Origin of the sequence: Rhizobium anhuiense bv. trifolii (assembly GCF_024346605.1) — a bacterium.
Taxonomy (GTDB): Bacteria; Pseudomonadota; Alphaproteobacteria; order Rhizobiales; family Rhizobiaceae; genus Rhizobium; species Rhizobium anhuiense.
Genome location: NZ_CP098801.1, coordinates 41,549 through 68,208, shown reverse-complemented (window position 1 = coordinate 68,208; position 26,660 = coordinate 41,549). Strand labels below are relative to the sequence as shown.

The window sequence follows — 26,660 nt, the reverse complement described above, 5'->3', positions numbered from 1 at the left end:
AGCCGGCACACGGGGCCAGGAGCCGGATTATTTGAACTTGTCGCGCATCGCATCGATGCCGGGGATGGTTTTGGTCAGATGCTGATGGGCGGGGTCGAAGCGCTGGATCAGACCTCGGCGATGCTTGCCGACCAGGATGGTGAAGATATAGCCGCGATGCCCCGGAGAGGTGACCGTCGGGTGGTAACCCCGGTCGACCAGGACAGTGTCGCCGTTGCGGGTCATCAGGATCTTGACCGGGCCGTCCTCGTCATAGGTGATCTGACTGCCGAAGCCGGTCTCCGGCTGGAAGCGGTAGTGATAGAGTTCTTCGTGCCGGGTCTCGACATCGCCGTCCTCGGTATCGTGCTTGTGAGGGGGATAGCCGGACCAGCAGCCTTCGCCGGCATAGAGTTCGCTCACCAGCAGGTTGCCGCAGCGTCCGTTCTGTCGTTGGCCGAGCAGATGGACGATCCGCCGCTGGCTGTGCGTGTCAGACGAACCGACATTGACCGCATCGACCTCATCCGGCGTCACCCGAAACGGGGCGTAGCGGGTGTCGCAGAGACCGCCGGCGATGGCGACCTCTGCCGGCGCGCCACGAGCCGATATCCGGACATTGACGCCGACGGGCGCGTAAACCGAGTCCGCATCGCCTCCCCAGATATCGGCTCGCCGGCCCACGGCTTCGAACATGATGCCATCCACCTCGATATCCACCTGACCCGATAGCACGACGTAGAGGCTTTCGTGCGCGGGCAGCCGCCGGATGTCCTGCTTGTTGGAGGCAAGCGTGACGAGATCGAAGTAGATGAGATCGAGCGTCGCGGAGGAGGTATCCACGATGGGACGCTGCTCGGAGCGTGGAATGAATTCAGGCATCAATTGAACTCCGGAACGGTACGGTCGGCGAAAGGATTAAGCGACAGGGATTCGGCGTGGTGACAGGCCACGGCGTGCCCATCGGCGGTGACGGTGCGCAAGCCCGGCACCTCCTGCTTGCAAAGGCCGGTGGCGTAGCGGCAGCGCGGATGAAATGCGCAGCCGGGCGGCGGATGAGCGGGGTCGGCAACCTCGCCCGCCAGCCGGATGCGTTGACCGTGGCGGCGCATCCTCGGATCGGCGATCGGCACCGCCGAGAGCAGCGCTTCGGTGTAGGGGTGGAGCGGGCGCGAGAAAATCTGTTCCGTCGGCGCCTTTTCGACGACCCGGCCGACATACATGACGGCAATATTGTCCGAGATGTGCCGGACGACCGAGAGGTCGTGGGCGACGAAGAGATAGGTCAGTCCGAACTGCTCCTGCAGATCCTGCAGCAGGTTGATGGTTTGCGCCTGGACGCTGACATCGAGCGCCGAGACGGCCTCATCGGCAATCACCAGGCGCGGATTGGACGCCAGCGCCCGGGCGATGCCGATGCGCTGGCGTTCACCGCCGGAGAAAGCATGGGGATAGCGGTGCATATATTCCGGCCGCAGGCCGACGCTCTGCATCAACTCGGCGACCCGATGTTCGAGTTCACGCCCCTTGGCGATGCCGTTGACAGCAAGCACCTCGCCGATGATGTCGATGACGGGCAGGCGCGGATTGAGCGAGGATTGCGGATCCTGAAACACGATGCGCAGGTCGCGATGGATTTCGTCGAGGGCGGAACCGGACAGCGTGGCGAGATCGACCGTGCCACCGCTGCGGCTACGATAGCGGATTTCGCCGCTCGTCGGCTGATAGATGCGCAGGACCGTGCGGGCAAGCGTCGACTTGCCGCAGCCGGACTCGCCGACAATCCCCAGTGTTTCGCCATCCTCGACGCGAAGCGAAACGCCGTCGACCGCCTTGACGTGGCCGACCACACGCCGGAATGCGCCCTTGCGAATGGGGAAATGCATCCTGAGATCATTCAGTTCGAGCAGAGGGCTTCGTTGGATCATGGGATCGGCCATCATCGTCCTCCTTCGTAAAGCAGACAGCTGGCGACATGCCGGTCGCCGATGGCGACGGGCTGCGGATCCCTTTGGTCGCAAAGGCCGGCCCTCGCCTCTTTGCATCGAGGATGAAAGCTGCAGCCCTGGGGTCGGTTGAAACGCGAGGGCACCATGCCGTCGATGATCGCCAGCCGTTCGCTGGGTTGTCCATGCATGCGCGGCACCGATTGCAGCAGCGCCTTGGTGTAGGGGTGGGCCGGAGCGTGGAAGATCGTGTCGACATCGCCTGCCTCCACGACCCGGCCGACATACATGACGACGACTTCATCGGCGATTTCGGCCACCACGCCGAGATCATGGGTCACGAACAGCACCGAGAGCCCGAATTCGGCCTGCAGCGAGGCAAGCAGATCGAGGATATTGGCCTGGGTGGTCACATCGAGCGCCGTCGTCGGCTCGTCGGCGATCAAGAGCTTGGGGCGGCAGGCGAGCGCGAGCGCGATGCAGACGCGCTGGCGCATGCCGCCGGAAAACTGGAAGGCATAGCTTTCCATACGCTCGGCCGGCCTGGGAATGCCGACCAGAGCCAATGTCTCGATGGCATGCTCGCGCGCCTCCTTCTTTCCCATCTTCAGATGCAGGCGGATCACTTCCACCATCTGGTTGCCGATCGTATGAACGGGGGAAAGGGCCGCCATCGGCTCCTGGCTGATCAGGCCGATCTGGGCACCGCGGATCGCCCGCATATCGCGGCCGCGCGGATCGAACGCCGCCAGGTCGACGGAGGGTGCTGCGGGATCCGGCCGGTAGCGGATTGCTCCCGAGACGATCCGCCCTCCGCGCGGAACCTGGTTGAGAATCGAGCGGCCGGTAATGCTCTTGCCCGAACCGGATTCGCCGACGACGCAGACCGTCTTGCCGCGCGGAATGGAAAAGGAGACGCCGTCGACCGCCCTGATCGTGCCCGCACCGCTGAAGAAATGGGTCCTGAGATCGTCGACCTCGATCAGCGGGTCGCGAGCACCGTGCCGGTCGCCAGTGGCGGCGAAATTGGGATCAGTATTCATAGGGATCTGCAGCATCGCGTAATCCATCACCGAGGAAATTGAGGGCGAGCACGGTGACGATCACCGCAAGACCGGGAAGAAACAGCCAGGGCGCGCTCGTGACCGCGAGAATGTTCTGCGCCTCCTGAAGGAGCACGCCCCAGCTCACGACAGGCGGGCGCAATCCGATGCCGAGGAAGGAGAGCGCAGTTTCCGCGAGGATCATCGTCGGGATGGCGAGCGTCACCGAGGCGATGATGTGGCTCATGAAGGACGGCACCATATGCCGCCAGATGATGCGCATCTGCGAACAGCCATCGAGACGTGCGGCAATCACGAAATCCTCCGTCTTCAGCGACAGGAAGCGCCCGCGCACCACCCGTGCCAGATCGGTCCAGCCGATCAGCGACAGGATGACCGTGATCCAGAGATAGACCAGGATCGGATCGGCACTGATCGGAACGGCAGCCGCAAGGCCCATCCACAGCGGGATGGTCGGGATGGAATTGATGAGTTCGATGGAGCGCTGGATCACATCGTCGACCCAGCCGCCGTAGAGCCCCGAGATGCCGCCCAGGATGATGCCGAGGATGAGACTGATTGCGACCCCGATCAGTCCGACGGACATCGAAACGCGGGTGCCGTGGACCGTCCGGCTGAAGACATCGCGACCCAGCCGGTCGGCGCCGAACAGGTAGAAGGGTTTGCCCATCTCGGTCGGGCCGATCAAGTGCCGGTCCAGATTAAACAGGCCCCAGAGCCGATAGGGTTCGCCTTTCACGAAGAAGCCGATGGGAATGACGACGGCCGGATCGGCCACGTAATTGCGGCTGAGCGCGATCGGATCGACCTTCATCGAATAACCGTTGACATAGAGGGGATGAAACTGCCCCGCCGCGTCGTGGCCGGCGAATCTGATCTGCTGCGGCGGCGCATAGGTGTAGCGGGAATCATAGGTCTGCGATGAAACCGGAGCGAGAACCTCGGCAAACAGGGCGACCATGTAGATCAAGAAGATGACGACGCCAGCGGCCAGCGCCAGCCGATGGCGACAGAAGCGCCGCCAAATGAGCTTCCACTGCCCGGCGACCGCGTCGGAATTCTGGATCAGTTCAGGTGATAGCGCGATGGCTTGATCGGTCATATCTCTCGTCCTTCAGCCGTTGCGAATGCGTGGATCGAGCCAGGCAAGCAGCAGGTCCGAGATCAGCGTGCCGATCAGCGTCAGCATGCTCATCAGCAGGATGAAGGTGCCGGCCAGATACATGTCCTGGGCAAACAGGGCGTTGAGCAGCAGCGGCCCGGTGATCGGCAGGCTGAGAACGATGGAGACCACCACCGAGCCGGAGACGAGGTGCGGCAGCACCCAGCCGACGGTCGAGACGAACGGGTTGAGCGCCACCCGCACCGGATATTTCAACAGCAGCCGGATTTCACTCAGGCCGCGGGCCCGGGCCATGTCGACATAAGGCTTGTTGAGCTCGTCGAGCAGGTTGGCGCGCATGATGCGGATCAGCGCTGCGGTGGCGCCAGTGCCGAGAACGACGACCGGGATCCACATATGCGAAATGAGATCGCCGAGCTTGGCCCAGCTCCAGACGGCGTTGATATAGGCGGGCGAAAACAGCCCGCCGGTACTTTGGCCGAAATATTGCGCCGAAACATACATCAGCACCAGCGCCAGCAGGAAGTTCGGGATGGCAAGACCGAGAAAGCCGAAGAAGGTGGCGACGTAATCGCCCGCCGAATATTGCCGCACGGCCGAATAGATGCCGATTGGAAAGGCGACCGCCCAGACAAACAGCAGCGTGGTGACCGATACCACCAACGTCAGGCCCATGCGGGCCCAGATCAGCTCGCTGACCGGCTTGTTCCAATCGAGGGACTGGCCGAAATCGCCGCGCAGCAGGATGCCGCTGATCCATTTCCAGTATTGGACCGCCCAGGGCTGATCGAGGCCATAGCGTTCGCGCAGGCCGGCGATGACGCCGGGATCGATCGTTTCGTTTTGGGAGGCCAGACGCGCGGTCATCGCGGTCAGGAAGTCGCCGGGCGGCAACTGGATGATGATGAAGGTCACGACTGAGATCGCGAACATCATCGGGATCATATAAAGCAGACGTCTGATGATGAAGCCGGCCATGGTCAAGCTCCTTCAATCGGCGATCGCCGCCGGATGATTGGGACTGGGCTGGTATTGCTGGGATGGCGCCCGGAGACGCCATCGCTGTCGGTCGCGTGCCGTTACTGCTGGTAGTAGAAGGTCTCCGGCTTTGCCGGTCCTGGCGTCATGTAGAATGACGTGCTGGGGATGACCTTCGGGACATTGCGCATATTGGTCTTGACGATGCCGACGCGGTCCGGCTCCAGGTTGGTGCCGATGACGTAGAATTCGTCACGGGTGATCGCCAGCAGTTCCTTCATCGCCGCCAGCTGCTTTTCGAGCGTCGGCGCCTCCTGTACCTGCCGGTAGAGATCCATCTGCTTCTTGGCAGCGGGGCTCGGCTCCTCAGCGTTCGGATCCTTGGGGTTCTGGTAGTAGAGGCCCCAGGCCGTCGCGAAGCTCGATTCATATTCGTGCGGGAAATACCATTTGGGATCGAGCAGGCCGAGGAAATCGTAGCCCCCGCCGCCAACCCATCCCAAGCCGTCGTTTTCATTGTTCTGCAGGCGGGAGAAAATCAGCGAACGTTCGGCCGGGCGCGGCTGCATGTCAATGCCGACGGCCCGCCAGTAGCGCTGGATCATCTCGAGCGCGTCCACCTGGATCGGGCTTCCGGTCAAAGCGTCGATCGCAAAGGTAATCCGCTTGCCGTCCTGGCCGAGGCGATAGCCTTCGGCGTCATGTTTGGTCAGGCCCGCCTTGTCGAGATATTGATTGGCGAGATCGACATTATATTCCAGATACTGCGTCGCCATCTTTTCGTCGTAGAGCGCGGTGCCTTCACGCGGCGCTGCCTGATAGGGTTTAGCCTGTCCGGCATAGATCAGCTGGTTGAGCTCTTCGCGGTTGATGGCATAGCTGAGGCCGATGCGGAAATCCTTGTTGGAGAAGACGGCGCGCAAGGCCGGATTCTTGTGCGTCTGGTTGAGGGTGATCAGCAGGGCGTTCGACCACGCCGGCCGGGCGATAAACAGGCCGTAGCCGCCCTTCTCCTGGTTCTGCACGATCACGGTTCGGGCGTCGGTCGTCTCGATGAAGCGATTCTGCATGTCGATTTCGCCGCTGATCGCCTTCAGGATGATTGCCTGGGTATCCTGCATCACATCGATGGTGATCCGATCGAAGTAAGGCAGCTGGTTTCCTGCCGTATCCACCTTGGCATAATATGGATTGCGTTCGGCAACGACCTGCGTGGTCCCGTTATAGGGCGCGGTCAGCACCCAGGCATCGAGTGTCGGGCGGCCGAGATCGCGCCAGCGGCCGGGAAAGCCGATCTTGTTGTTGAAGAGCTGGACCCAGTCGGTTGCGCCGGCTGCTTTCACCAGGGCGTCGATACCGTCGGGATTGAAATCCTTGTGGAATTGCTTGAGGTAGTGCGCCGGTGCGGCTGCCAGAATATCGGAGCCGCGCACAGTGGCCATGTTCATCAGGAACAGGCCGTTCGGTGCGGCAAACTTGAAGACGACCTTGTCGGCGGCGAGCTTTTCGACCTTGACGGTCTCCCCGCCTGCGGTCAGCCAGTCGGGCGCTGCAGGCGTGATCTTGGTGTTGCGCAGCACGTTCTCGTTCCACCACACCAGATCGTCGGCGGTGAAGGGCTCGCCGTCCGACCAGCGCGTGCCTTCGCGCAAGGTGAAGGTATATTCGGTGGCATTGGCATTGACCTCGACGCTTTTGGCGATATCGGGGATCACCTCGGTCCATTCCGGGTTCCAGCGGACCAGTCTCGTATAGCCGATCGAACGCTCGATCTCGCTGTCGCCACCGCCAAAGGTGGCCGTGCGCCAGGTGCCGCCATAGGTACCGACCGATTCAAGCGGCGTGAGCACCAGCGGCTCCTTGGGCAGCCGTTTTTCCACAGGCGGCAGCTTGCCGGCATCGACCAGCGCCTTCAGTTCCGGCGATTCTTCAAAGCCGAATGCGGCGCCGGCCCAGCCGGCGCCAATGAGGATCGCCGCGGCAACGGTCGAGACAACCTGCTGTCCTAAGATTCTGACGTGTTGCATTCTTTCCTCCCAATATTCCGCTCTAGGTTATCGTTAACGTATTCTCCTCTTTCTCGAACGTTATCGTTACCGTACAATCTTGTCAAAGAGATTCTCCCTGCTTTGCATTGAGCCGGAGTTGCTTGGCTTTCCGGGAAATTATGCTAGTTATCGTTATCGTAAGTTTCTAACCCCTCCGAGAGACAGTCCCGTTGAGCCGCCCTAAAGAGCCAGAATCCAAAATAACCATCGCCGATGTTGCCCGCGCCGCAGGAGTGTCGCCGATGACGGTGTCGCGCGTGCTCAATGACCAGGGCGGAGCCAGTGCGGAGACCAGTCAACGGATTATTCTGGCGGCGAGCGAACTCAACTACCGGCCCAATCCCTTTGCGCGCGGATTGCGGTCCGATCGATCGAAGGCCATCGGCCTTCTCGTTCCCGACATCACCAATCCGTTTTTTCCCGAAGTCATCCGGGGAGCCGAGGATGCCGCGAGCGCTGCCGGCTACAACCTGCTTCTGTCCAATGTCGTCGAGAACAGCAAGCGGGAGGAAGAGCTCATCGAAACGCTGCTCAGGCATCGGGTCGACGGGATCATCGTCTGCAGCCCGCGACTGCCCGATGCCGCCTTGCATAAGGCGCTTGCGCCCCACCGGGCCGTGGTACTCATCAACCGCGAGGCGCCCAACGAGGTCGCCGGGACGATCGTCACCGACTACGAGACAGGAGCATCGCGCGCCATCGACCATCTGGTCGAGCGCGGACGCCGCAAGATCGCGATCATCGCCGGGCCGCGCAGTTCGTTTGGCGGCAAGAGCCGTCTTGTCGGAATTCGCAAGACGCTGGCGGCCCACGGGCTGAAGGCGCAAGGCATCGTCTATTGCGACCCCACCGCCGCCGGCGGCCAGACGGCGGCCGCGCAATTGCTGGCGGAAGCGCCCGGCATCGATGCGCTTGTCTGCTACAACGATCTTAATGCGATCGGCGCCATGAAGGCCTGCCGGGCCGCCGGCATTTCGATCCCCGGGCAGATTGCCCTGATCGGTTTCGACGACATTCCGACGGCCGAACTGCTGTCTCCGGCGCTCACCACCTTGCGGGTGCAGAAGCGGGAAATGGGGGAGGAAGCTGTGCGTCTGCTGCTCAGCCGCATCGCCACCAGAAACCGCCAGCACGGCATCGTCATCGTGCCGGAGCTCATCATCCGTGAAACGACCTGAACGCCCCGGAGCATGATGCCGAAACGTGTGAGCGGTCTTCGGACGACATCATGCTCCAATCTTAAAGTTTGGAACGGGAGGAATATCCGATGGATATCGACAATCTGCAGTCACTGGCCCTGCCTGAGGAGAAGAAGGCCTGGTTCGTTCACGACCGGTTCGGCATGTTCGTGCATTGGGGGCTGTACGCGCTGCCGGCACGCCATGAATGGGTCAAGAGCCGCGAAGAACTGAACGACGCCGACTACCAGAAATATTTCGATCACTTCGATCCCGATCTCTACGACCCACGCGAATGGGCGAGGCGCGCAAAAGCCGCCGGCATGAAATATGTGGCGCTGACCACCAAGCACCATGAAGGCTTCTGCCTCTGGGATACCCAGGCCACCGACTTCAAGGTGACCAACACGCCTTATGGGAAAGATCTGTTGCGCCCCTTCGTCGACGCCTTCCGCGCCGAGGGCCTGAGGATCGGCTTCTACTATTCGCTGATCGACTGGCATCATCCCGACTTTACGGTCGATCCGCGCCACCCGCAGCGCAATCATCCGGATGCGCTGAAAATCAACGAAGGCCGGGATATCAGCCGCTATGCCGCCTTCATGCGCGAGCAGGTGCGCGAGTTGCTGACCGAGTTCGGCCAGATCGACATCATGTGGTTCGATTTCAGCTATCCGCAGTGGAAGCTCGGCGAACTGGTTGGAAAGGGCCATCAGGATTGGGAAAGCGAGAAACTCGTGCGCCTGGTGCGCGAACTCGCCCCTGATATCATCATCAACAACCGGCTCGATCTCGCCGGCCTGCAGCCCGATATCGTCACGCCGGAGCAATATATGCCGCGGGCCCGGCCGCTACGCGACGGCAAGCGCGTCGTCTGGGAAGCGTGCCACACGCTCAGCGGCTCCTGGGGTTATCACCGCGACGAGGACACCTGGAAAAGCACGGAGCAACTGGTGCAGATGCTGGTCGGCACCGTGGCCATGGGCGGCAATCTGCTGATGAATGTCGGGCCGACGGCGCGCGGCACGCTCGACCACCGCGCGATAGCTGCCCTTGCCGCTTATGAGGAATGGATGGCGCTGCACGAGCGCAGCATTGTCGGCTGCAGCCAGTCCGACTTCACCGCGCCGGCCGATTGCCGCCTGACCCAGAATGGCGATCGTCTCTATATCCACCTCTTCAACTGGCCCTATCGCCATCTGCATTTCGATGCGCTGGCGGGCAAGATCGAATATGCGCAATTCCTGCATGATGGCAGCGAGGTCACCTGGCTGCGCCCGTCCGCCAATACGTTATGGGCAAACACCCAGTTCCCCGTCGGCGAGGATCAACTGACATTCGTCCTGCCGGTGCGCCGGCCTCAGATCGTGGTCCCGGTCATCGAAGTCAAGCTCAAGGCAGGGAGTGCCCCAGGCGTCCAGGATTAGAAGGTGGTGACCAGCTTGCCTGAGCGGACATATACCCGCTCAGGAGAATGGCTCGGCCGGTCCCGCCGCCGGATGCCGACAACGGGCTCAGGGATTGGCTGCGGTAGTCTCCACGAAGAACTGGTTGAGCTGCTTCATTTCAAGCGCATGAGCGCGCTTTCTAAGAGCGACGGCCTGTTTGAGCGTCTCAAGCTCATCCGTTATGTCAATGAGATGAGCCTCGGCGACGAGCATCTCGGCTTCGATCCTTCCCTGCTCTCTCAATTGCCAGGCATCTCGGATGCGGAATTGAACGATGATCGTGCCGAAAAGCGCCGCGAGCGCCGAGCTCATCATAGGAAGCCATTGGGGAACGGCCGTGCCATAGGCCGAAAACAACGAAGAGAGGCCGCTCAGAACGATGATCCCCATTGTGAGAAAATTCCAGAGATACTGGTTGACCCTGGAGGATCGCGCATACCAGTTTCGATGCGTCCGCAGGTCACGCAAAGCCTGCCTTTTGATCTCCACCGTATCCGATGGAAGCATCCTTTCCGCTCTCTCTCGAGCAAACTCCCGTCTTGCTGCCAAAATCACGTTGATGACAACGATGGTTATCCCGAAGGTAATCATGAACCAGGAGATGTAGCTCAAGGGAATTTGGTCGAGGATGACGTTCGGAGGAAATTCCGGCTCAAAAACCTCAATTAAAGCGCCAAGCGATATCAAGAATACAGATAAAACAACAACCGCTATAGAAAGCATCCCTAATATATTTCTATATCGTGATGGCAATGGCATTTGCTGCTGCAAAGCAGGGTCATCGTCCCTCTTCCTGAACAAATCCATCACCCTATCCTCGGGGTTGGAGGTTTGACCACAGTCAAACTTGCAACACACGAAAAATCAAGTAACGTTTACTAATGATACTTGATTAGGCGATCGCCGGCGGCTCTATCGCTTGCTTCAGGATATGCTGATTGCCACCGGCCGGTCGAGATCGCGAGCGATATAATCCTGGATCTGGCGGACGATCTGCCCGGCGTGAGCGATCGCCAGCTGATCGGCCCGTTCGGCGTCGCCGGCCTCGATCGCGGCGATCATCTCCTCATGTTCGTCGACATATTGGCGCGGCAGGCGGTCGTCGAAGGTCGAATAATACAAGCGAAGAATGCGCCGGCCCTCGTCGAGCAGCCTGGCGAAGAAGGCCGTATAATAGGAATTGCCGGCCAGTTCGGCGATCGCCACGTGAAATTCGCGGTTCGCCTCGATCATCGCATAGGCGTCGCGCGCGGCAACGGCATCGGCGAAGTCCCTCTGATGCGACCGGATCACCTTCATGACTTCGGGGTTACGCCGCTGGGCGGCGCCGCGCGTCGTGACCCGGTACATCAGCGTCAACGCCTCGAAATAGGTGGGCAGGCTGGCGAAATCGATCGTCGCGACGATCGTGTTCCTGTTCGGCAGGGTCGTGACCAGCCCATCGGCGGCGAGCCGCAACAGCGCCTCGCGAATGGGAGTCCTCGACATCCCGAACCGTTCAGACAGCCGCACTTCATCGAGCGGACTGCCGGGCTCCAGCGCCATCGACAGGATTTCCCGGCGCAGCGTGATATAGACGCTCTGCGTGCCGGAACCGCGCACCCGCACATTATCCGCCTCGTTCTGCATCCGCGCCTCCGCTGTCATGAGAGCCTTGTATTGCGTTTCGGCCGATTCCCGCAACGGCAGTCTTCCGCCTGCAAATTTTAGGATCGCGCCGGATTGAATCTTGTCGACAGTTTGTATATAACGCAATCAAATTCAAGGAGGTCGATCGATGACAACAGGATGGAAGGGCGTATTTCCCGCCGTAACGACACAATTCAACGAAGATCTTTCCGTGGATCTGGCTGCGACCCAGCGCGTCCAGGACGCGCTGGTGAACGACGGCGTCAACGGGCTGATCGTCATGGGCACCTGCGGCGAGAACAATTCGCTCGATCCCGAGGAGAAGCGCACGATCCTGAAGGCCGCCGTCGAGGTCGTCAACGGCCGCGTTCCCGTTGTGACAGGCGTCTCCGAATTCGACACGCGCCGTGCCGTCGCCTATGCCCGCGACGCCGAAAAACTCGGCGCCGATGGCCTGATGCTGCTGCCGGCCATGGTCTATGTGCCGAAGCCGGAAGAGCTGATCGCGCATTTCCGCACCGTCGCCGAGGCGACCTCGCTGCCGATCATGCTCTACAACAACCCGCCGGCCTACCGCGTCAATATCGGCGCCGATGTGCTGAAGGTGCTTGCCGAGGTGCCGAATATCAAGGCGGTCAAGGAAAGCGCGCCGGATCCGCGCCGTTTCACCGATCTCATCAATGAATTCGGCGATCGTTTCGACATCTTCGCCGGCCTCGACGACGTTGCGCTCGAAGGCCTGATGCTCGGCGCCAAGGGCTGGGTCTCCGGCCTCACCAGCGCCTTCCCGGAGGAATCCGTGCAGCTGGTGGCTGCCGCCGAACGCGGCGACTGGGAAGAAGCCCGCAAGATCTATCGCTGGTTCATGCCGCTCCTGCATCTCGATGCCGAACATGATCTCGTGCAGTCGATCAAACTCGCCGAGCAGATCATGGGCCGCGGCTCCGAGCGTGTCCGCCTGCCGCGCCTGCCGCTTTCTGGCGCCCGCCGCGCTGAAGTTACTGCGATGGTGGAGAAGGCCGCGGCCACGCGCCCCTCGAAGATCCGCCAGGCCGCCTGAGACAACGGGGCCGGCAAACGCCGACAAGCGGTTGCCGGTCTTTCCATTCTCGCTACTTTTCGGGCGAGAGCCCGTTGTCGCCCGGCCGCGGCAGACCTTCTGGCTTTCGTTCCTATCTCGTGTTCTTGGAGTTTCCGGAACGGATCAGGCTGTTTCGGCTGACGAGCGACGGTATCTGGAAAATATGCTCGGCAGCTGTGCGGCCTTCTATTCTGGAAATGAGGGTTCGCGTTGCGATCTGACCGAGTTCCCTGCCCGACTGGTCGATGCTTGCGAGATTGACGAGACCGAGGGCTGCCGTGGACGAGTTGTCGTATCCGATGACGGCGAGATCTTCGGGCACGCGCACACCCATTTCCATCGCTAGGCTCAAAAGGGTGATCGCGTCGAGATCGCTCCAGCAGAACACGGCGCGCGGCCTGTCTTTCCGCGATAGGAATTTTCGCATCGCCTCTTCCCGCTTTGGCGAAACAATGGGAATTTTGCCGATCGCTGGCGAGGAGCCGAGCCCGCCACGCTGCATGGCCCGGCGGAACCCGATCTCACGCTGGCGGACCACGGAGACCGCGTGCCCCTGGCGCTCGCCAAGGCTGAGCATTTCGATATCGCGATAGCCGCAGGCCAGAAGCGCTTCCACGGCGATCTCCGCACCGCGCTGATCGTCTGCATTGATGGTATCGAAAGCCGTGGCGTTGGCATCGTGGTAACCGACCGCGACGATCGGTATCTGGACTGCGAATTTTGCCAGGATCTCCGAGGGCAAACGCGGCGCAACCAGGATAAGGCCATCCATCTTGTAGTCGATCATCGACTCGATCAACGACGTTTCCAGTTGCACGCGCGCATCGCTGACGCCGATCATCGCCTGATAGTGCGAGGGCGCCAGCACCCCGTTGACGCCGGCAATCACCTCCGGAAGAAAGGGATTGCGGATGTCGATCAGGAGCACACCGATGGTGAAACTCCGGCCGCGCAGCCCGCGCGCCGCCCGCGAGGGGCGATATGCGAGGGCCTCGATGGCATCCATCACCCTTGCGCGCAGTGCGTCACTGACGCCGTAAGCATTTCGCATCACCTTGGAAACCGCTGCGACCGATACGCCTGCATGAGCTGCTACGGTCCGGATCGTCACGCGATCGTTTCGTTGCGGCTTTTGTTTTTCTTCGACTGACATGAAATCTCTGACTTGCGGCTGCGGGCCGCCAACATCGCCCGCAGAACCACCATGACAGACTGGCAACGAAAATTCTATTGCGCTTCCGAAGAAAATGTAGAACGTTATATGGAGAACGTTCTACAACTCGTCGGGAGGACTTGATGAACTTTCAGCCGGCAGCCATCAGCGGCAACCTCGTTTTGCGTGCCTGGTCCGGGGATATGATCGCGCCACTATCGGATAGCGGTCAGGGAACGGCCGCAAGCTTCGTCTCCAAGACTTTTGAACATGATGGCGCCAAGCTTCCCGTCGAGCTCTTTATCTCCGCACTTGGCCTCTACCGCTGCTTCATCAACGGCGTTCGCGTCGGCGACGACCTGTTGACACCCGGCTGGACCAACTACGACGATCGCCTTGCCTATCAGCGATATGATGTCTCGGATCTGCTCAAGCCGGGCCAGAACCGCATCGAAATCTGGCTTGCCGACGGATGGTATCGGTCGCCTTTGATGTGGGGCGCCCAGGCGATCCCGAATTGCTGGGGCAACAGGATCGGCGCCATCGCCGATCTGCTCGGACCGGATGGCAACCTTCTTTCCACCGACACCACATGGCGAAGCGGTCTTCTGCCGATCCTGAAGTCCGGGATCTACTTCGGCGAAATCTATGATGCCCGCCAGGAAAATTACGCCGAGACCCATGGCACCGAGAAGCTGGACTTCGACAGGGCGCTGCTTGTCGCGCATGAAACGGCTGCAGTGCGCGAGTTGCGGCCACTCACCCCGGTTGACAGCTGGACCGACGATAACGGCAGGACCGTCTACGATTTCGGCCAGAATGTCGGCGGCTATGCCAGATATACGGTCCGCGGAACCGCCGGTGCCGAAATTCGGGTGGAGCATTCGGAGGTTCTCGGCCCCGGCCGTCATTTCGATAATCGCAACTATCGCACGGCGGCCGCCCATACCGTCTACACGCTGCGTGGCGACGGCGACGAAACCTACGCGCCGCATTTCACCTTCCATGGTTTCCGTTATGCGCGAGTGACCATCACAGGCGACGCAAAGATCCTGTCGATCGCATCCGTCCCGATCTCGTCGGTCCCCGATCCGGCCGGCGGTTTCACCTCGGGCAATGCGCTGGTCAATCGCCTCGTCGAGAATACCATCTGGTCGCAGCGCGCCAATTTCGTCGAAGTACCCACCGATTGCCCGCAACGCGACGAACGTTTGGGCTGGACGGGCGACGCCCAGGTATTTGCCGCAACCGCTTGCTGGCTGAGCGACAGCCAATCCTTCCTGAGGAAATATCTGCGCGACGTGATGGCCGACCAGCGCGAGGACGGCGCCGTCTCGCATTTTTCGCCGGATCCGACACGTCTGCATCCGGCCAACTTCCCGGGCTATGCCGGCTCGACCGGCTGGGGCGACGCGATTGTCGTCATCCCCTGGGTACTCTATACCCATTACGGCGACCGGGCAGTCCTGGCGGAATGCCTGGATTCGATGGTGCGTTGGGTCGATTTCGTCTGGTCGATCTCGGATGGTCCGCTGGTGCGCCCGCCGTCGCATTGGGGTGCCCGCGGCTTCACCTTCGGCGACTGGCTGCAGCCGGTCGGCGACAACCGGAAGCCTCGCCCGACGATCGCCGACGATTGCGCGGCGACGCTCTACCACTTCATCTCGACCGACCTTCTGGCAAGGATCGCAGCCACGCTCGGCGAGCATGCGCTTGAAGAGCGAATGAAAAGCCGCGCCGACGAGATCCGGCGGGCATTCACCAACGAATTCATCACGCCATCGGGACGGCTCGCGCATAACGACCAGACGTCCTATGCGCTCGCCTTCCTCCACGAGTTGATACCGGCCGAGCACAAGCAAGCCGCGCAGCAGCATTTCCGGCAGGTGATCATCGATGCCGACTACAAGATCGGCACCGGCTTCATCGGCACGCCTGCCCTGCTGCCGGCGCTGACGAAGCTTGGGATGGACGATCTGGCCGAAAAGGTCTTCCTGCAGGAAGATGTACCGGGCTGGCTCTATCAGGTCTCGAAGGGAGCGACGACGATCTGGGAGCGCTGGGATTCCATGGCGCCCGACGGCACCATCTACGAACCCGACATGAACAGCTACAACCACTATGCCTATGGCGCCGTCTGCCAATGGCTGTTCGAAAGCGTCGCCGGGATTTCGCCGAGCCCGCGCGCACCGGGATTCGCCGAGGTGATCGTCGATCCCGCACCGATTCCGTCCCTTTCGCCGGTTTCAGCCCATCATGACGTGAGCCAAGGGCGCATCGAGGTTGGCTGGCAGCGCAACGGCAACGAAGTCACCTATGTGCTGACGCTTCCGGAAGGCTGCATCGGTCGTTTCCGGCCCGGAAAGCGACATCAAAACCCGTCGCTCAATGGAGCGCCTGTGGCCGAGGAAGCCGTTCTTCCCGCCGGAACACACAGACTGGTCTTTTCCCTACCCGAATCTTGAGGAGCATACACGTCACACCGTTCAGAGGAGGAACGTCATGACACATCGGATAAAGCTCATTCTTGCCGGCACGTCCGCGCTTTTGGCATTGGTCGCGGCCGGTCCGTCGCATGCGGAAGTCACGCTGTCATTCCTGATCGACAATAACCCGGACACAGTCGCGGCGGCCGAGGCACTGGTTGCCGCCTATCAGGCAAAGGCACCCGACGTGACGATCGAAATCGAGCCGCGGGCCGGTGGCGGCGAAGGCGACAACATCATCAAGACGCGGCTGGCGACCGGCGAGATGTCCGATGTGTTTCTCTACAATTCCGGTTCGCTCTTACAGGCGCTGAAACCGACGCAGACGCTTGTCGATCTGAGCGGCCTGTCGTCGCAAGCGAAGGTCGACGAAAGTTTCAAAGCGGTCGTGCGTGCCGATGGCAAGCTCTATGGCGTTCCCTTCGGCACGGCGATGGCAGGCGGGATCCTCTACAACAGGAAAATCTACCAGGACCTCGGCCTCTCCGTCCCGAAGACATGGGCCGACTTCATGGCGAACAACGCGAAGGTCAAAGCTGCCGGAAAGGTCGCCGTGGCGCAGACCTATCGCGACACCTGGACCTCGCAGCTGTTCGTTCTGGCTGACTATTACAACCTGCATGCGGCCGTGCCGAACTTCGCCGCAGACTATACCGCCAACAAGGCAAAATACGCCGAGACGCCTGCGGCCCTGAAGGGCTTCGAACGTCTGAAGGACGTTCACGACGCCGGTCTGATGAACGAAGATTTTGGCGCGGCAAGCTACGACGATGGCCTGAGAATGGTCGCAACCGGCGAGGCGGCGCATTATCCGATGCTGAGCTTCGCGGTCGGCGCCCTCAAACAGAATTATCCGGACAACCTCAACGATGTCGGCTTTTTCGCGCAGCCGAGCGACGACGCTGCGACCAACGGCTTGACGGTCTGGATGCCGCCAGCCCTTTACATTCCGGTGACCAGCCAGCACGCCGAGGAAGCACGGAAATTCGTCGATTTCGCGGGAAGCGTCGAGGCCTGCAAGATCATGGTGGAAACCAACGCCGTTCAGGGGCCTTCCCTGATCGACGGCTGCGACCTGCCAGCTAGCGTACCGCCTGCGATCAAGGACATGCTCCCCTATTTCGAGGCCAAGGACAAGACGACGCCAGCGCTGGAATTCGTTTCGCCGATCAAGGGACCGGCTCTCGAGCAGATCACCGTCGAGGTCGGCTCCGGCATTCGCCAGCCCGCCGAGGCAGCGAAACTCTACGACGACGATGTCCGCAAGCAGGCCAAGCAGCTCGGCCTGCCCAACTGGTAGCGGTCTTTCGGGCCAGTTATCCTCGCTCCTGACGGAGCGAGGCTCCACCCGATCGAAGAGATTGAGATGACCGAGACACGCCGCCGCTCGCGCAAATCGCCCTACCCGCTCTGGTTTTTCATTCCCGCCGCCGTCATCTACGGCGTGCTGTTTCTGTTTCCGACGATATCGTCTCTCTGGTTCAGCCTGACGCGCTGGGATCTTTCGACGGCCGAATTCATCGGGCTTGAAAACTTTCGGCAATTCTTTTCCGAACCGTTTCTGGTCAAAGGGCTCGTCAACACGCTGATCTACGCCGTGACGACCTCCGGCCTGAAGACGGTCTGCGGACTGCTGCTGGCCGTGCTGCTCACCAGCAATATCTTCGCCCGCGGTTTTCTGCGCACGCTGGTCTTCTTCCCCGTCCTGGTCTCGACGATCGGCATTGGCATCACCTTCACGGTGATGATGCATCCGACCAAGGGCATCATCAATGTCACGCTCGAGACGCTCGGCATTCCGGGACCTGGATGGCTCACCAATCCGGCGCTCGCGCTTTTTTCGGTGGCTCTGGTCGATGTCTGGAAGGGTGTCGGCCTCGCCACCCTGATCTTCATCGCCGGTCTTGCCGCAATCAGCCCCGATTATTACGAGGCGGCGAGAATTGACGGCGCCACGCGTCTCCAGCAATTTTCCCGGATCACTCTGCCGCTCGTGCGTCCGGCCACCGTCATCGTGGTGACATTGTCGCTGATCGGCGGGCTCCGTTCCTTCGATCTGATCTGGGCCATGACCCGCGGCGGGCCCGGTTTCTCCTCCGACGTGATCGCCTCGGTCATCTACAAGCAATACCAGGCGGGTTTCTATGGCCTGTCGACGGCCGGAAACGTCATCCTGTTTGCGCTGATCGCTGCAATCATCCTGCCCTTCACCCTGTGGTTCAACCGGCGCGAGGTCGGGGAATGAGAAACGTCCGCCCTTATGTGACCGGCGCGATAGCCCTTGCGGTGGCTACCGTGATTTTCGTCATGCCGTTCGCCTTCGTCGCTCTCCAGGCGGTCAAATCGAAATCCGAAGCGTCCCGGCTCGATTTCGAATTGCCCGAGCATTGGCTGTTCTGGGATAATCTGGTGGCCGTCTTCAAGGCTCGCGACTATCAGCTTGCGCTTGCCTATTTCAACTCCACCCTGATCACGGTCGTCTCGGTCACCATCCTGATCCTGCTGTCGGCGATGGTCGGATATGTCATGCAGCGCCGCAAGACCGTCTGGAACAGGGTGGCCTCTATTGCCCTCTTCATGGGCCTGATGATGCCGCCGGCCGTGGTGCCCACCATCGGCCTGTTGCAGGATATCGGCCTGTTCAAGACCATGACCGGGATGATCCTGATCCAGGTCGCCTATAATCTCTCGTTTTCAGTATTGCTTTATCGGTCATTCATCTCGACCATACCGCGCGATCTCGATGAGGCGGCGCTGATCGACGGCGCCAAACCCCGGCAGATTTTTTTCAGAGTGGTCCTGCCGCTTCTGAAACCGGTGACCGTGACCAATGTCGTCGTGCAGTCAATCGCGATCTTCAACGATTTCACCAATCCGCTCTACTACCTTCCCGGCAAGGAGAACGTCACGGTGCAGCTGACGCTCTATAATTTCCAGAGCATGTATACGAGCCAGTACAATCTGCTCTTCATGAACATCCTCCTCGTGACGATCCCGCCGCTGATCGTCTTCATCTTCTTCAACCGGCAGATCGTCGCGGGTATGACGGCCGGCGGCGTAAAGGGGTAGCAAAATGGCTGAGCTCACTCTGAAACAGGTTCGCAAGAGCTTTGGCGCCCTCGAAGTCATCAAAGGGGTTGATCTCGAGGTTGCCTCCGGCGAGTTCGTGGTGTTCGTCGGTCCGTCAGGATGCGGGAAGTCGACGCTGCTGCGCATCATCGCCGGCCTGGAAGACACGACCTCAGGCACGTTGACCATCGGCGGCAAGGACGTGACCTATGCCGAGCCCTCCGAACGCGGCATTGCCATGGTGTTCCAGAGCTACGCGCTCTACCCGCATATGACCGTCGCCGAAAATATCGGCTTCGGCCTTTCGCTCGCCCACCGTCCGAAGGCGGAAATCGCCGCCAAGGTCGCGGCGACGGCGGAAACGCTGCAGCTCACCCAGCTCTTGGAGAGAAAACCGAAAGCCCTCTCCGGCGGCCAGAGGCAGCGCGTTGCCATCGGCCGGGCGATCATCCGCGATCCCAAGGTCTTCCTGTTCGACGAGCCGCTCTCCAATCTCGACGCTTCGCTCCGAGCCCAGATGCGCCTTGAAATATCAGATCTGCACGCCCGGCTGAAATCGACGATGATCTATGTCACCCACGACCAGGTCGAAGCGATGACGATGGCAGACAAGATCGTCGTCCTGAATGGCGGGGTGGTCGAGCAGATCGGCAGTCCGATGGAGCTCTACCGTAACCCCACGACACCCTTCGTCGCCGGCTTCATCGGCAGCCCGAAGATGAACCTGTACGGCGGCGAGACGGCACGGCGATTGAACTGCACGACCTACGGCATCCGCCCCGAACATATCAGGCTTTCGCAAGGCGCCGGACAATGGCAGGGCAGGATCCGGCATCTGGAGCGGCTTGGTGCCGACGCGATCCTCTACCTCGAGGTCCCCGAACTCGGCGAGATGGTCGTTCGCGCCGAAGGCGAGACTCCGTTTGCGCCCGGTATGACGGTCTGGGCAAATCCGGTCGAGGGAGCGGAGCATCGGTTCTGAGGCGCGCGCCGCTTGGCATCGATCCAATTGAGTGTCAGACGAAAAGCGCCGGCCAACATCTCGCTGAAAAGTCTGTGGAGTGTCAGGCGAGAAGTCGCGCGGGTTGGCCTTGGCGGACTAGCAGTTCGACGGCCTGCTTGTCGAAAGACACGACGGTCTCGCCGCCAAGCCATGCTCCTTCATGGGCAATCACGCCATCTGCGAAATCGCCACCCGCTTCCAACATCTCCAGTCCTGCTTCGACCGCAGGGCGGTTCATTGCCACATTGCCCGCGTTGAGCAGGTCGTGAACCGTCTGGGCAACATCTTCCTTCGATAGCTTGGCGCCTCGATGCAGTATCCAAGCCAGCTCGCATAGGCTCGACAGCGAAACCGCAATCAGCGATGCTTCCTTGAGGAGTTTTGCCGCTGACTTTCCCTGCTCGGCATCGTCCTGCAGGACGGCCCGAACAAGAATGTTGGTATCCACTGAAACTTTCATTCCTCGCCGGCCCAGCCTGAAGCTGCGATTTCGTTTATCTCTTCGTTGGTCAACGGCTTTTTCGGCTTGCCAGCACGCCGGCCCTCTTGCCGCGATCGACGCCCTCGGCGAGGCCGTTTATCACTTTCATGCCAAGGACACGTTTCTCAACGCATCTGTCCAGGCGACGACGAGCCGGTTGCAGAGCGGCTCGATCGTGAACATCGCCGCTCCCTCGTGGAGCTACATCAAGCTCTGCTACGGCCACGGCGAGAGCTGCTAGCGCGAGTTCTGCTACCGTCTCAGCATGAACGATTACGGCTGGCTGTCGATCGCGCACGAGGACGTCATAACTGTCGAGCACGGAAGGTCTGGTTCGTTCCGTCAACCTTCTCCAAGCCGTCGCTCCGACGGAGCCGAGCGACTACGCACCGCAGGCGATTTGACGAGCAACGATTGCGCGGCGCTGGAAGTTTGAGACGATGCGCTTAGGACTCGTCGGCTATGGAACCCGAGGGCAGCATTTCCATGCTCCGTTCATCCAAGCGGCAAGGGCGTGGAACTGGCGGGTGTCGTCGCCCGCGCGCCCGAGACGATCTCTCGTGTTCGAGCCGACCTGAGCGACATTCCCGTCTTACACATCCATTCTCGGCGGTGATGGCTGGAGCTCCTTCCGCGCACGCGGCAATAGCTCGATGAATGCCAACACACTACCTCAGTCTATTGCGATATTCCGAAGATGTGCTCGGAATAGTGCCTTGAAGTCTCGGAAGCAATTGAAACCGAACGCATGTGCAAGGCGCAGAACCGTCTGCGGTGCGACCCCACACGAGACGGAGATCGACTTGATGGTGCCGAAGGCCATTTCCTCGGGACGCTCGAACGCGAACTGTGCAACCTTTTTAAGTTGATCCGGCAGGACCACTGTCCGGGATACTACCAGACCTTTGAGGTCCTTGATTGTCGTCGGCCGCGCCGATCGCTCTATGTCAATCATGTCCATAGCTCCGGATTGATCGCGGCCGAGTTCGTTGACATCACTTCACGGGCACGGGGGCGTTCTTCTGGACCGACTCGATGCAAGCGAGCGCGATCGCCAGCGCCTGGCGGGCGTCGTGCCCCGTCGCACCTCCGGAGAGCTTGCCTTCGCGAACCGTCTTCGCGAACGAGGCGAGTTGGGCGGTATAGCCGTGGATGAAGTGGTCGGTGTCGCGACGCCATGTGTCGTTGGACACGCCGTCCTTATCGAACATGGTCATGCTGGAGCGGCGGACGTCTCCCATGGTGATCATGCCGCCTGAGCCGAACACCTCGCCGCGGATGTCATAGCCATACATGGCGCAGAAGTTGGCTTCCGCCACGGCCACGGAGCCGTTGTCGAACCGGATGGTGACGACGGCGGTATCGAGAAATCCTTCGTCCTTGGCGTCCGGGCGGACCAACGCGTCGCCAACGGCGTAGACCTCGGTGACCTTCGCACCGGGGTTCAGCCACAGCAGCGTGTCGAAGTCGTGGATCAGGGTCTCGTAGAAGATGGTCCAGAGGGGAATGCGGTCCGGATCGGCACCGAACGGGCCGGGATCACGGGTAAGCGAGCGGATGAGCTGGGGAGTACCGACCTTCCCGGCGTCGATTGCTGCCCGGCCTTCGGCGAAAGCCTGATCCCAGCGTCGATTGAAGCCGACCTGGAGAGGGACGCCAGCCGACTTGGCGGCGGCAACGGCACGCTCGGCGTCTTCGAGGGTAAGAGCCATCGGCTTCTCGCAAAACACGGCCTTTCCGGCCTCCGCCGCCTGAACGACGACATTGGTGTGGAAGCGGGCGGGCGTGGCGATGATCACGGCGTCGAGGCCTGGATGGGCGAGCAGCTCGGCGACATCAGTATAGGAGGCGTCGACGTCAAGCTTGGCGGCTAGGTTTGCGGCGGCACCGGGAGCCGGGTCGGCAATGGCGACGAGTTCGGCATCGACCAGACGACGGGCGACGGTCTCGCCATGGAAGGAGCCGATGCGGCCGGCTCCGATGAGGCCGATGTTGACGGGTTTCTTAGGCATTGTCTTGTTCCTGTTTTGGGAGACTTGAACTGTCAGAGAGTGAAGGCTTTGCGGAAGGCTTCGAGAGCGACGTCGGAGTCTCCGGATGCCCAGGCCTCCATGCCGATCGGACCGGAATAGCCCATGGCGGCCAGCGCCTTGGCGATGCCACTCCAGTTGACCTCGCCTGTGCCCGGTTCAAATCGGCCGGGAACGTCGGCGACCTGAATTTCGCCGATCCAAGGTAGAGATTTGCGGCACAGCTCGATCAGGTTCCCTTCGCCGATCTGCGCGTGATAAAGGTCGAGATTGAGCCTCAGGCGCGGATGATCAATGCTGGAGACCAGCGCCAGCGTGTCCTCGGCGCGGCCGAACGGGACCCCTGGATGGTCGACAGGGAGGTTCAGGTTCTCGAGCGTAAATGTCACGCCTTCCTCTTCGGCGAGGTCGACGATGCGGGATAAGGTGTCGCGGGCCTTGAGCCACATGGCTCCTGTCACGATCTCGATCGGCTGAACCGGGAGGCCGCGGTCGCCAAGTCCGGTGCCGTGAAGGTTCAGGCGTTGAACGCCGAGGCGCTTGCCGACCTGTGCGGTCTCGCGGGCCGTCTTGAGCAGCTCGGCGGCACCATCGTCATCGGTGAGCCGGCCCGTCAGATAGCCATTCATGATCGTGAACGTCGCTCCGGTCGCTTCGAGCTTGCCGATGTCGTGCTCTGGCCAGTTCCAGAGACCCACACCGAAACCGAGTTCTTTGAGACGGGAGGCGCGCCATTCGATCGGCTTGTCGCGCCAGATCATCTCGGCGCAGGCTGCGAGCGGGAACGAAGAAGTCATATCATTACCTGGTCCGGTCGTCGCCGGACTCCTCTTGGCTTGTTTCTGGATCGAGCCGATCATCGATCGGAGTGAGGTGTGGCTCCGGACTCCGGGGCCACGGAGCGGGCTAGATGGTGCCTCCGAGTTCCTGCGAAACGGACTGCAGCTCCTTGCCGCCGGCCATCAGGTTCTGAAGCTCGTCGATGCTGATCTCGCCCTTCGTGAAGGTGCCGAGCGTCTTGCCGCGGTTGAGAACCGTGAAGCGGTTTCCGACTGCGTAGGCGTGGCGCACGTTGTGGGTGATAAAGATTACGCCGAGGCCCTTCGCGCGGACCTGGTTGACGTATTTTAGCACCATCGAGGTCTGGGCCACGCCGAGGGCCGACGTCGGCTCGTCGAGGATCAGGACCTTTGCGCCGAAGTAGACCGCTCGTGCGATGGCGACGCACTGGCGTTCGCCACCGGACAGCGTACCGACGGCCTGCTGCGGATCGCGAACATCGATGCCGATACGGTGCATTTCGTCGCGCGTGACGTTGTCGGCGAGGTCCATGTCCATGGTCTTGAACGGGCCGAAGCCTTTCAGGGGCTCCCGGCCCATGAAGAAGTTCCGGGTGACCGACATCAGCGGGATCATGGCGAGGTCTTGGTAGACTGTGGCGATGCCCGAATCGAGAGCGTCGCGCGGGCCTGAGAACAGCCTCGGCTGGCCATCGACGAGGAATTCGCCTGAGCTGGGTTTGTGCACGCCAGCGAGCGTATTGATCAGCGTGCTCTTGCCCGCGCCATTGTCCCCTAGCAGGCACAGAACTTCGTTGGAATGCACCTTCATCGACACGCCGTTGAGGGCGATCACGGAACCAAAGTGTTTGACGAGGTCCTTGACCTCGATGAGGGGCGTCTGGGAATTGCTCATCACCGTTCTCCCGTAACGCGCTTGCGGATGACGTTGTTGAAGATGACCGCGATCAGCAGCATGCCGCCGAGGAAGACGAGATACCAATCCTGGTCGATAGAGGTGTAGGTCAGGCCAATCAGGACCATGCCGAACACGATGGAGCCGAAGAAGGCACCGATCGCCGAACCGTAGCCGCCCGTCAGGAGGCAGCCGCCGATCACCGCGGCGATGATCGCCTCGAACTCTTTCTGGAACCCGCGACGCGCATCCGTAGAGCCGGCATCGAGGACGGTCAGGATGGCAACGAGGGTGGCGCAAAGCGCGGTGATCACAAAGAGCGTCGTCTTGACCCGACGGACCGGAACACCTGACTTCTGGGCCGCCCATGCATCGCCGCCAGCGGCGAATATCCAGTTGCCGAACCGGGTCCGAAGGAGGAGCCAGGTCGCACCGAGCGCGATGGCGATGAACCACAGGATTTCGACGGGAACGCCGGGCACCTGCGGATTGCCGTTGGGAAGCTTGGCGATTACGCCGAGCTCGGCCATCCAACGGAACAATCCCGCAAACGCATCGCCCGAGAAGATGGGGGCAAGCGGACTGTTGGCGGCGGCTTCCTTCATTCCACGGAGCTGGGTGGAACCGCCGCTGGCCCATTTGAGACCCACGAGTGTCAGGCCTCGTAGAATGAAGAGGAATGCAAGCGTCACGATGAACGATGGTAAACCCGTCCGGATCGTGATCTGGGCGTTGGTGACGCCGATGCAGACCGCGAAAGCCATGGCGATGAGGATGGCGACGCTGAGGGGAAGCTGGAGCACGACGAGAGCTGTGCCGAAGACGAGGCCGGCGAAGGCCACCATCGACCCGATGGAGAGGTCGAACTCCCCGCCAATCATGAGCAGGGCAGCTCCTATCGCGAGGATGCCGAGCTGCGCGGCGGGGGCCATGAAGTTCATGATGCCCGCGAGCGTGAACATCGCCGGGTTCGCGGTGAAGACGAAGAATATTGCAACGAGCACAAGTCCGGCGACGGCCCCGAGTTCAGGGCGGCGCAGAAGCGAGGTGACGGTCGACACCTTCTTGAGCCGCTCATCGGCGCGCGAAGCCGTCGCGCCGTTTTGTTCATTGACGAGGGACATGGCCCGTTCCTTTGCGAATGGTCGTTCAAGTCGCGCCGAAGCCAGAGTGTGCGAGGGACTCCATGGCAATGCGCGTCAGGCAAGAGTGGCGGCCCCCGTGGAGGTTGGGGACCGCCGGGCTTCGCTTAGCGAATGCCCTGGGAGGACTTCTCGATGACGGAAGCGGCGGTGTCCTTCTCGACGAAGCTCGGACCCGACGGGACATTGCCTGCCGGGATGGTGCCGTAACGGGCGTTGAGCGCGAGGAAGGTCACGGGCAGGTAGCCCTGCAGATAGGGCTGCTGGTCGACGGCGAACAGCGCCTTGCCGTCGGCGACGGCCTGGAGGAAGTTGGCGGACAGGTCGTAGGAAGCCACCTTCACCTTGTCGGCAACGCCCATCTTCTCAACGACGGCTACGGCGCGCTCGCCGACAAGCGGAGCGGACAGACCCAGGACGACGTCGATTGACGGATCGGATGTCAGGGCAGCCTGAATCTTGGCTTCGATTTCGGCCGGATCGGCGGTCGTCGGAAGCACGGTTAGCTTGCCGCCTTCAAAGCCCTTCTCGGTTCCGGCGCAACGCTGGTCAAGCGCGGCATTGCCGACTTCCTGGTTGACGCAGAGGACATGCTTAAGGCCGAGCGACTTGAGCATCGCGCCGACCTTGATGCCTGCCGGAGTTTCGTCCTGGCCCACATGGAGCCTGATGCCCAGCTTCTCTTGGGCGGCGATGCCCGAGTTCATCGAGATGACCGGGATGCCCGCGGCGACGGCCTTTTCGATCGCCGGGCCGAGAGCGTCCGGATCGGGATTGGAGATGACGATGCCAGCAGGATGCTGGTTGACGGCGGCTTCGATCAGCTGGCCCATCGCGACCATGTCAAAGGTTTCGGGCGCGCGGTAGTCGACCTTGACGTTGCTGTCCTTGGCAGCCTGCATCATGCCGTTCTTGACGATTGACCAAAACGGGTCCGAAGCCTGCCCGTGCGTGACGGCGATGATGGAGATTTCCTGCGCCTTGACGGCGACGGCGGCCGAGGTGGCGACACCGAATGCGATTGCGCTCATGGCGAGCGTCTTCAGCAGAGCTTTCATTTCTTCCTCCTGGTATGCCGTCCCACTCCTCAGGTCGGCCAAAAAACATCTTGCACCCGGGTGCAAAAT

General features: G+C 61.3%; 24 protein-coding genes and 3 pseudogenes. 10 read left to right on the top strand and 17 right to left on the bottom strand.

Features of this window, described 5'->3' with window-relative positions:
- Window positions 1–27: 27 nt before the first annotated feature.
- The 6 genes from NE851_RS00375 to NE851_RS00350 all read right to left on the bottom strand — a co-directional run bounded on the left by NE851_RS00375 (window position 28) and on the right by NE851_RS00350 (window position 7,117).
- Window positions 28–861: a 5-deoxy-glucuronate isomerase gene (locus NE851_RS00375; RefSeq protein WP_063475879.1), complete on the bottom strand. Its 834-nt coding sequence runs from the start codon at window positions 859–861 to the stop codon at window positions 28–30.
- Window positions 861–1,919 (bottom strand): ABC transporter ATP-binding protein, encoded by a 1,059-nt coding sequence (locus tag NE851_RS00370; protein ID WP_179867785.1) that lies wholly within the window; start codon window positions 1,917–1,919, stop codon window positions 861–863. The genes NE851_RS00375 and NE851_RS00370 overlap by 1 nt, the downstream gene beginning before the upstream one ends.
- Window positions 1,919–2,968 (bottom strand): ABC transporter ATP-binding protein, encoded by a 1,050-nt coding sequence (locus NE851_RS00365; RefSeq protein ID WP_127429925.1) that lies wholly within the window; start codon window positions 2,966–2,968, stop codon window positions 1,919–1,921. Before NE851_RS00365 ends, NE851_RS00370 begins: the two co-directional genes overlap by 1 nt.
- Window positions 2,958–4,091, bottom strand: coding sequence for an ABC transporter permease (locus NE851_RS00360; RefSeq protein WP_047614726.1), 1,134 nt, complete (start codon window positions 4,089–4,091; stop codon window positions 2,958–2,960). The genes NE851_RS00365 and NE851_RS00360 overlap by 11 nt, the downstream gene beginning before the upstream one ends.
- A gap of 12 nt (window positions 4,092–4,103) precedes the next feature.
- On the bottom strand, window positions 4,104–5,090 hold the full coding sequence (locus tag NE851_RS00355; protein WP_097622494.1) for an ABC transporter permease: 987 nt from the start codon (window positions 5,088–5,090) through the stop codon (window positions 4,104–4,106).
- 101 nt (window positions 5,091–5,191) lie between these two features.
- Window positions 5,192–7,117, bottom strand: coding sequence for an ABC transporter substrate-binding protein (locus tag NE851_RS00350; protein WP_254955541.1), 1,926 nt, complete (start codon window positions 7,115–7,117; stop codon window positions 5,192–5,194).
- A 191-nt stretch (window positions 7,118–7,308) separates the two neighbouring features.
- Between NE851_RS00350 and NE851_RS00345 the strand changes: the two genes are divergently transcribed.
- Together NE851_RS00345 and NE851_RS00340 are read left to right on the top strand one after the other, a co-directional pair.
- Entirely contained in the window at window positions 7,309–8,316 is a 1,008-nt protein-coding gene (locus NE851_RS00345; protein WP_080759860.1) for a LacI family DNA-binding transcriptional regulator, read from the top strand.
- An 89-nt stretch (window positions 8,317–8,405) separates the two neighbouring features.
- A complete protein-coding gene (locus NE851_RS00340; protein ID WP_097622492.1) occupies window positions 8,406–9,743 on the top strand; it encodes an alpha-L-fucosidase in 1,338 nt (445 codons plus the stop codon).
- An 87-nt stretch (window positions 9,744–9,830) separates the two neighbouring features.
- Here the strand turns inward: NE851_RS00340 and NE851_RS00335 are convergent, their stop codons facing one another.
- Both NE851_RS00335 and NE851_RS00330 read right to left on the bottom strand, forming a co-directional pair.
- Window positions 9,831–10,571, bottom strand: coding sequence for a DUF4231 domain-containing protein (locus tag NE851_RS00335; RefSeq protein WP_063475873.1), 741 nt, complete (start codon window positions 10,569–10,571; stop codon window positions 9,831–9,833).
- Between the two features lie 117 nt (window positions 10,572–10,688).
- Window positions 10,689–11,393: a GntR family transcriptional regulator gene (locus NE851_RS00330; protein WP_127429923.1), complete on the bottom strand. Its 705-nt coding sequence runs from the start codon at window positions 11,391–11,393 to the stop codon at window positions 10,689–10,691.
- A gap of 148 nt (window positions 11,394–11,541) precedes the next feature.
- Between NE851_RS00330 and NE851_RS00325 the strand changes: the two genes are divergently transcribed.
- Window positions 11,542–12,453, top strand: a complete 912-nt coding sequence (locus NE851_RS00325) for a dihydrodipicolinate synthase family protein (protein ID WP_097595479.1) — start codon at window positions 11,542–11,544, stop codon at window positions 12,451–12,453.
- A gap of 112 nt (window positions 12,454–12,565) precedes the next feature.
- Here the strand turns inward: NE851_RS00325 and NE851_RS00320 are convergent, their stop codons facing one another.
- Window positions 12,566–13,627 (bottom strand): LacI family DNA-binding transcriptional regulator, encoded by a 1,062-nt coding sequence (locus NE851_RS00320; RefSeq protein WP_183907666.1) that lies wholly within the window; start codon window positions 13,625–13,627, stop codon window positions 12,566–12,568.
- A gap of 143 nt (window positions 13,628–13,770) precedes the next feature.
- Between NE851_RS00320 and NE851_RS00315 the strand changes: the two genes are divergently transcribed.
- From NE851_RS00315 to NE851_RS00295, 5 genes are all read left to right on the top strand, one after another.
- On the top strand, window positions 13,771–16,092 hold the full coding sequence (locus tag NE851_RS00315) for an alpha-L-rhamnosidase (RefSeq protein ID WP_127429922.1): 2,322 nt from the start codon (window positions 13,771–13,773) through the stop codon (window positions 16,090–16,092).
- Window positions 16,093–16,129: 37 nt separating this feature from the next.
- Entirely contained in the window at window positions 16,130–17,413 is a 1,284-nt protein-coding gene (locus NE851_RS00310; RefSeq protein WP_047612371.1) for an ABC transporter substrate-binding protein, read from the top strand.
- A 66-nt stretch (window positions 17,414–17,479) separates the two neighbouring features.
- Window positions 17,480–18,358: a carbohydrate ABC transporter permease gene (locus NE851_RS00305; RefSeq protein ID WP_097622488.1), complete on the top strand. Its 879-nt coding sequence runs from the start codon at window positions 17,480–17,482 to the stop codon at window positions 18,356–18,358.
- On the top strand, window positions 18,355–19,182 hold the full coding sequence (locus NE851_RS00300) for a carbohydrate ABC transporter permease (protein WP_097622487.1): 828 nt from the start codon (window positions 18,355–18,357) through the stop codon (window positions 19,180–19,182). The genes NE851_RS00305 and NE851_RS00300 overlap by 4 nt, the downstream gene beginning before the upstream one ends.
- A gap of 4 nt (window positions 19,183–19,186) precedes the next feature.
- Window positions 19,187–20,164: an ABC transporter ATP-binding protein gene (locus NE851_RS00295; protein WP_097622486.1), complete on the top strand. Its 978-nt coding sequence runs from the start codon at window positions 19,187–19,189 to the stop codon at window positions 20,162–20,164.
- Window positions 20,165–20,246: 82 nt separating this feature from the next.
- Here NE851_RS00295 and NE851_RS00290 read toward each other — a convergent pair whose 3' ends face one another.
- Window positions 20,247–20,645, bottom strand: coding sequence for a type II toxin-antitoxin system VapC family toxin (locus NE851_RS00290; RefSeq protein WP_097622485.1), 399 nt, complete (start codon window positions 20,643–20,645; stop codon window positions 20,247–20,249).
- Window positions 20,642–20,728 (bottom strand): annotated as a pseudogene (locus NE851_RS00285) (AbrB/MazE/SpoVT family DNA-binding domain-containing protein); the annotation flags it as partial. The gene NE851_RS00290 and the pseudogene NE851_RS00285, both read right to left, overlap by 4 nt.
- Here NE851_RS00285 and NE851_RS00280 point away from each other — a divergent pair.
- Together NE851_RS00280 and NE851_RS00275 are read left to right on the top strand one after the other, a co-directional pair.
- Window positions 20,722–21,070, top strand: a pseudogene (locus tag NE851_RS00280) (sugar phosphate isomerase/epimerase); the annotation flags it as partial. The pseudogenes NE851_RS00285 and NE851_RS00280 overlap by 7 nt on opposite strands.
- A gap of 36 nt (window positions 21,071–21,106) precedes the next feature.
- Window positions 21,107–21,258, top strand: a pseudogene (locus NE851_RS00275) (gfo/Idh/MocA family oxidoreductase); the annotation flags it as partial.
- An 81-nt stretch (window positions 21,259–21,339) separates the two neighbouring features.
- On the opposite strand, the gene NE851_RS00270 reads toward NE851_RS00275, so the two are convergent.
- The 6 genes from NE851_RS00270 to NE851_RS00245 form a co-directional block, all read right to left on the bottom strand.
- Complete coding sequence (locus tag NE851_RS00270; RefSeq protein ID WP_164735888.1) at window positions 21,340–21,621, bottom strand: MurR/RpiR family transcriptional regulator; 282 nt, start codon at window positions 21,619–21,621, stop codon at window positions 21,340–21,342.
- A gap of 40 nt (window positions 21,622–21,661) precedes the next feature.
- Complete coding sequence (locus tag NE851_RS00265; protein ID WP_097622483.1) at window positions 21,662–22,678, bottom strand: Gfo/Idh/MocA family oxidoreductase; 1,017 nt, start codon at window positions 22,676–22,678, stop codon at window positions 21,662–21,664.
- Between the two features lie 32 nt (window positions 22,679–22,710).
- Window positions 22,711–23,493 (bottom strand): TIM barrel protein, encoded by a 783-nt coding sequence (locus NE851_RS00260; RefSeq protein ID WP_097630375.1) that lies wholly within the window; start codon window positions 23,491–23,493, stop codon window positions 22,711–22,713.
- A 109-nt stretch (window positions 23,494–23,602) separates the two neighbouring features.
- Window positions 23,603–24,391, bottom strand: a complete 789-nt coding sequence (locus NE851_RS00255; protein WP_097622482.1) for an ATP-binding cassette domain-containing protein — start codon at window positions 24,389–24,391, stop codon at window positions 23,603–23,605.
- Entirely contained in the window at window positions 24,391–25,515 is a 1,125-nt protein-coding gene (locus NE851_RS00250; protein ID WP_097622481.1) for an ABC transporter permease, read from the bottom strand. The genes NE851_RS00255 and NE851_RS00250 overlap by 1 nt, the downstream gene beginning before the upstream one ends.
- 125 nt (window positions 25,516–25,640) lie before the next feature.
- Complete coding sequence (locus tag NE851_RS00245) at window positions 25,641–26,591, bottom strand: sugar ABC transporter substrate-binding protein (RefSeq protein WP_097622480.1); 951 nt, start codon at window positions 26,589–26,591, stop codon at window positions 25,641–25,643.
- Between the last annotated feature and the right edge of the window lie 69 nt (window positions 26,592–26,660).

Coding starts and splice junctions, on each gene's coding strand:
- NE851_RS00375 (WP_063475879.1), bottom strand. CDS start 861: ATGCCTGAATTCATTCCACGCTCCGAGCAGCGTCCCATCGTGGATACC.
- NE851_RS00370 (WP_179867785.1), bottom strand. CDS start 1,919: ATGGCCGATCCCATGATCCAACGAAGCCCTCTGCTCGAACTGAATGAT.
- NE851_RS00365 (WP_127429925.1), bottom strand. CDS start 2,968: ATGAATACTGATCCCAATTTCGCCGCCACTGGCGACCGGCACGGTGCT.
- NE851_RS00360 (WP_047614726.1), bottom strand. CDS start 4,091: ATGACCGATCAAGCCATCGCGCTATCACCTGAACTGATCCAGAATTCC.
- NE851_RS00355 (WP_097622494.1), bottom strand. CDS start 5,090: ATGGCCGGCTTCATCATCAGACGTCTGCTTTATATGATCCCGATGATG.
- NE851_RS00350 (WP_254955541.1), bottom strand. CDS start 7,117: ATGCAACACGTCAGAATCTTAGGACAGCAGGTTGTCTCGACCGTTGCC.
- NE851_RS00340 (WP_097622492.1), top strand. CDS start 8,406: ATGGATATCGACAATCTGCAGTCACTGGCCCTGCCTGAGGAGAAGAAG.
- NE851_RS00335 (WP_063475873.1), bottom strand. CDS start 10,571: ATGGATTTGTTCAGGAAGAGGGACGATGACCCTGCTTTGCAGCAGCAA.
- NE851_RS00330 (WP_127429923.1), bottom strand. CDS start 11,393: ATGCAGAACGAGGCGGATAATGTGCGGGTGCGCGGTTCCGGCACGCAG.
- NE851_RS00325 (WP_097595479.1), top strand. CDS start 11,542: ATGACAACAGGATGGAAGGGCGTATTTCCCGCCGTAACGACACAATTC.
- NE851_RS00320 (WP_183907666.1), bottom strand. CDS start 13,627: ATGTCAGTCGAAGAAAAACAAAAGCCGCAACGAAACGATCGCGTGACG.
- NE851_RS00315 (WP_127429922.1), top strand. CDS start 13,771: ATGAACTTTCAGCCGGCAGCCATCAGCGGCAACCTCGTTTTGCGTGCC.
- NE851_RS00310 (WP_047612371.1), top strand. CDS start 16,130: ATGACACATCGGATAAAGCTCATTCTTGCCGGCACGTCCGCGCTTTTG.
- NE851_RS00305 (WP_097622488.1), top strand. CDS start 17,480: ATGACCGAGACACGCCGCCGCTCGCGCAAATCGCCCTACCCGCTCTGG.
- NE851_RS00300 (WP_097622487.1), top strand. CDS start 18,355: ATGAGAAACGTCCGCCCTTATGTGACCGGCGCGATAGCCCTTGCGGTG.
- NE851_RS00295 (WP_097622486.1), top strand. CDS start 19,187: ATGGCTGAGCTCACTCTGAAACAGGTTCGCAAGAGCTTTGGCGCCCTC.
- NE851_RS00290 (WP_097622485.1), bottom strand. CDS start 20,645: ATGAAAGTTTCAGTGGATACCAACATTCTTGTTCGGGCCGTCCTGCAG.
- NE851_RS00270 (WP_164735888.1), bottom strand. CDS start 21,621: ATGATTGACATAGAGCGATCGGCGCGGCCGACGACAATCAAGGACCTC.
- NE851_RS00265 (WP_097622483.1), bottom strand. CDS start 22,678: ATGCCTAAGAAACCCGTCAACATCGGCCTCATCGGAGCCGGCCGCATC.
- NE851_RS00260 (WP_097630375.1), bottom strand. CDS start 23,493: ATGACTTCTTCGTTCCCGCTCGCAGCCTGCGCCGAGATGATCTGGCGC.
- NE851_RS00255 (WP_097622482.1), bottom strand. CDS start 24,391: ATGAGCAATTCCCAGACGCCCCTCATCGAGGTCAAGGACCTCGTCAAA.
- NE851_RS00250 (WP_097622481.1), bottom strand. CDS start 25,515: ATGTCCCTCGTCAATGAACAAAACGGCGCGACGGCTTCGCGCGCCGAT.
- NE851_RS00245 (WP_097622480.1), bottom strand. CDS start 26,591: ATGAAAGCTCTGCTGAAGACGCTCGCCATGAGCGCAATCGCATTCGGT.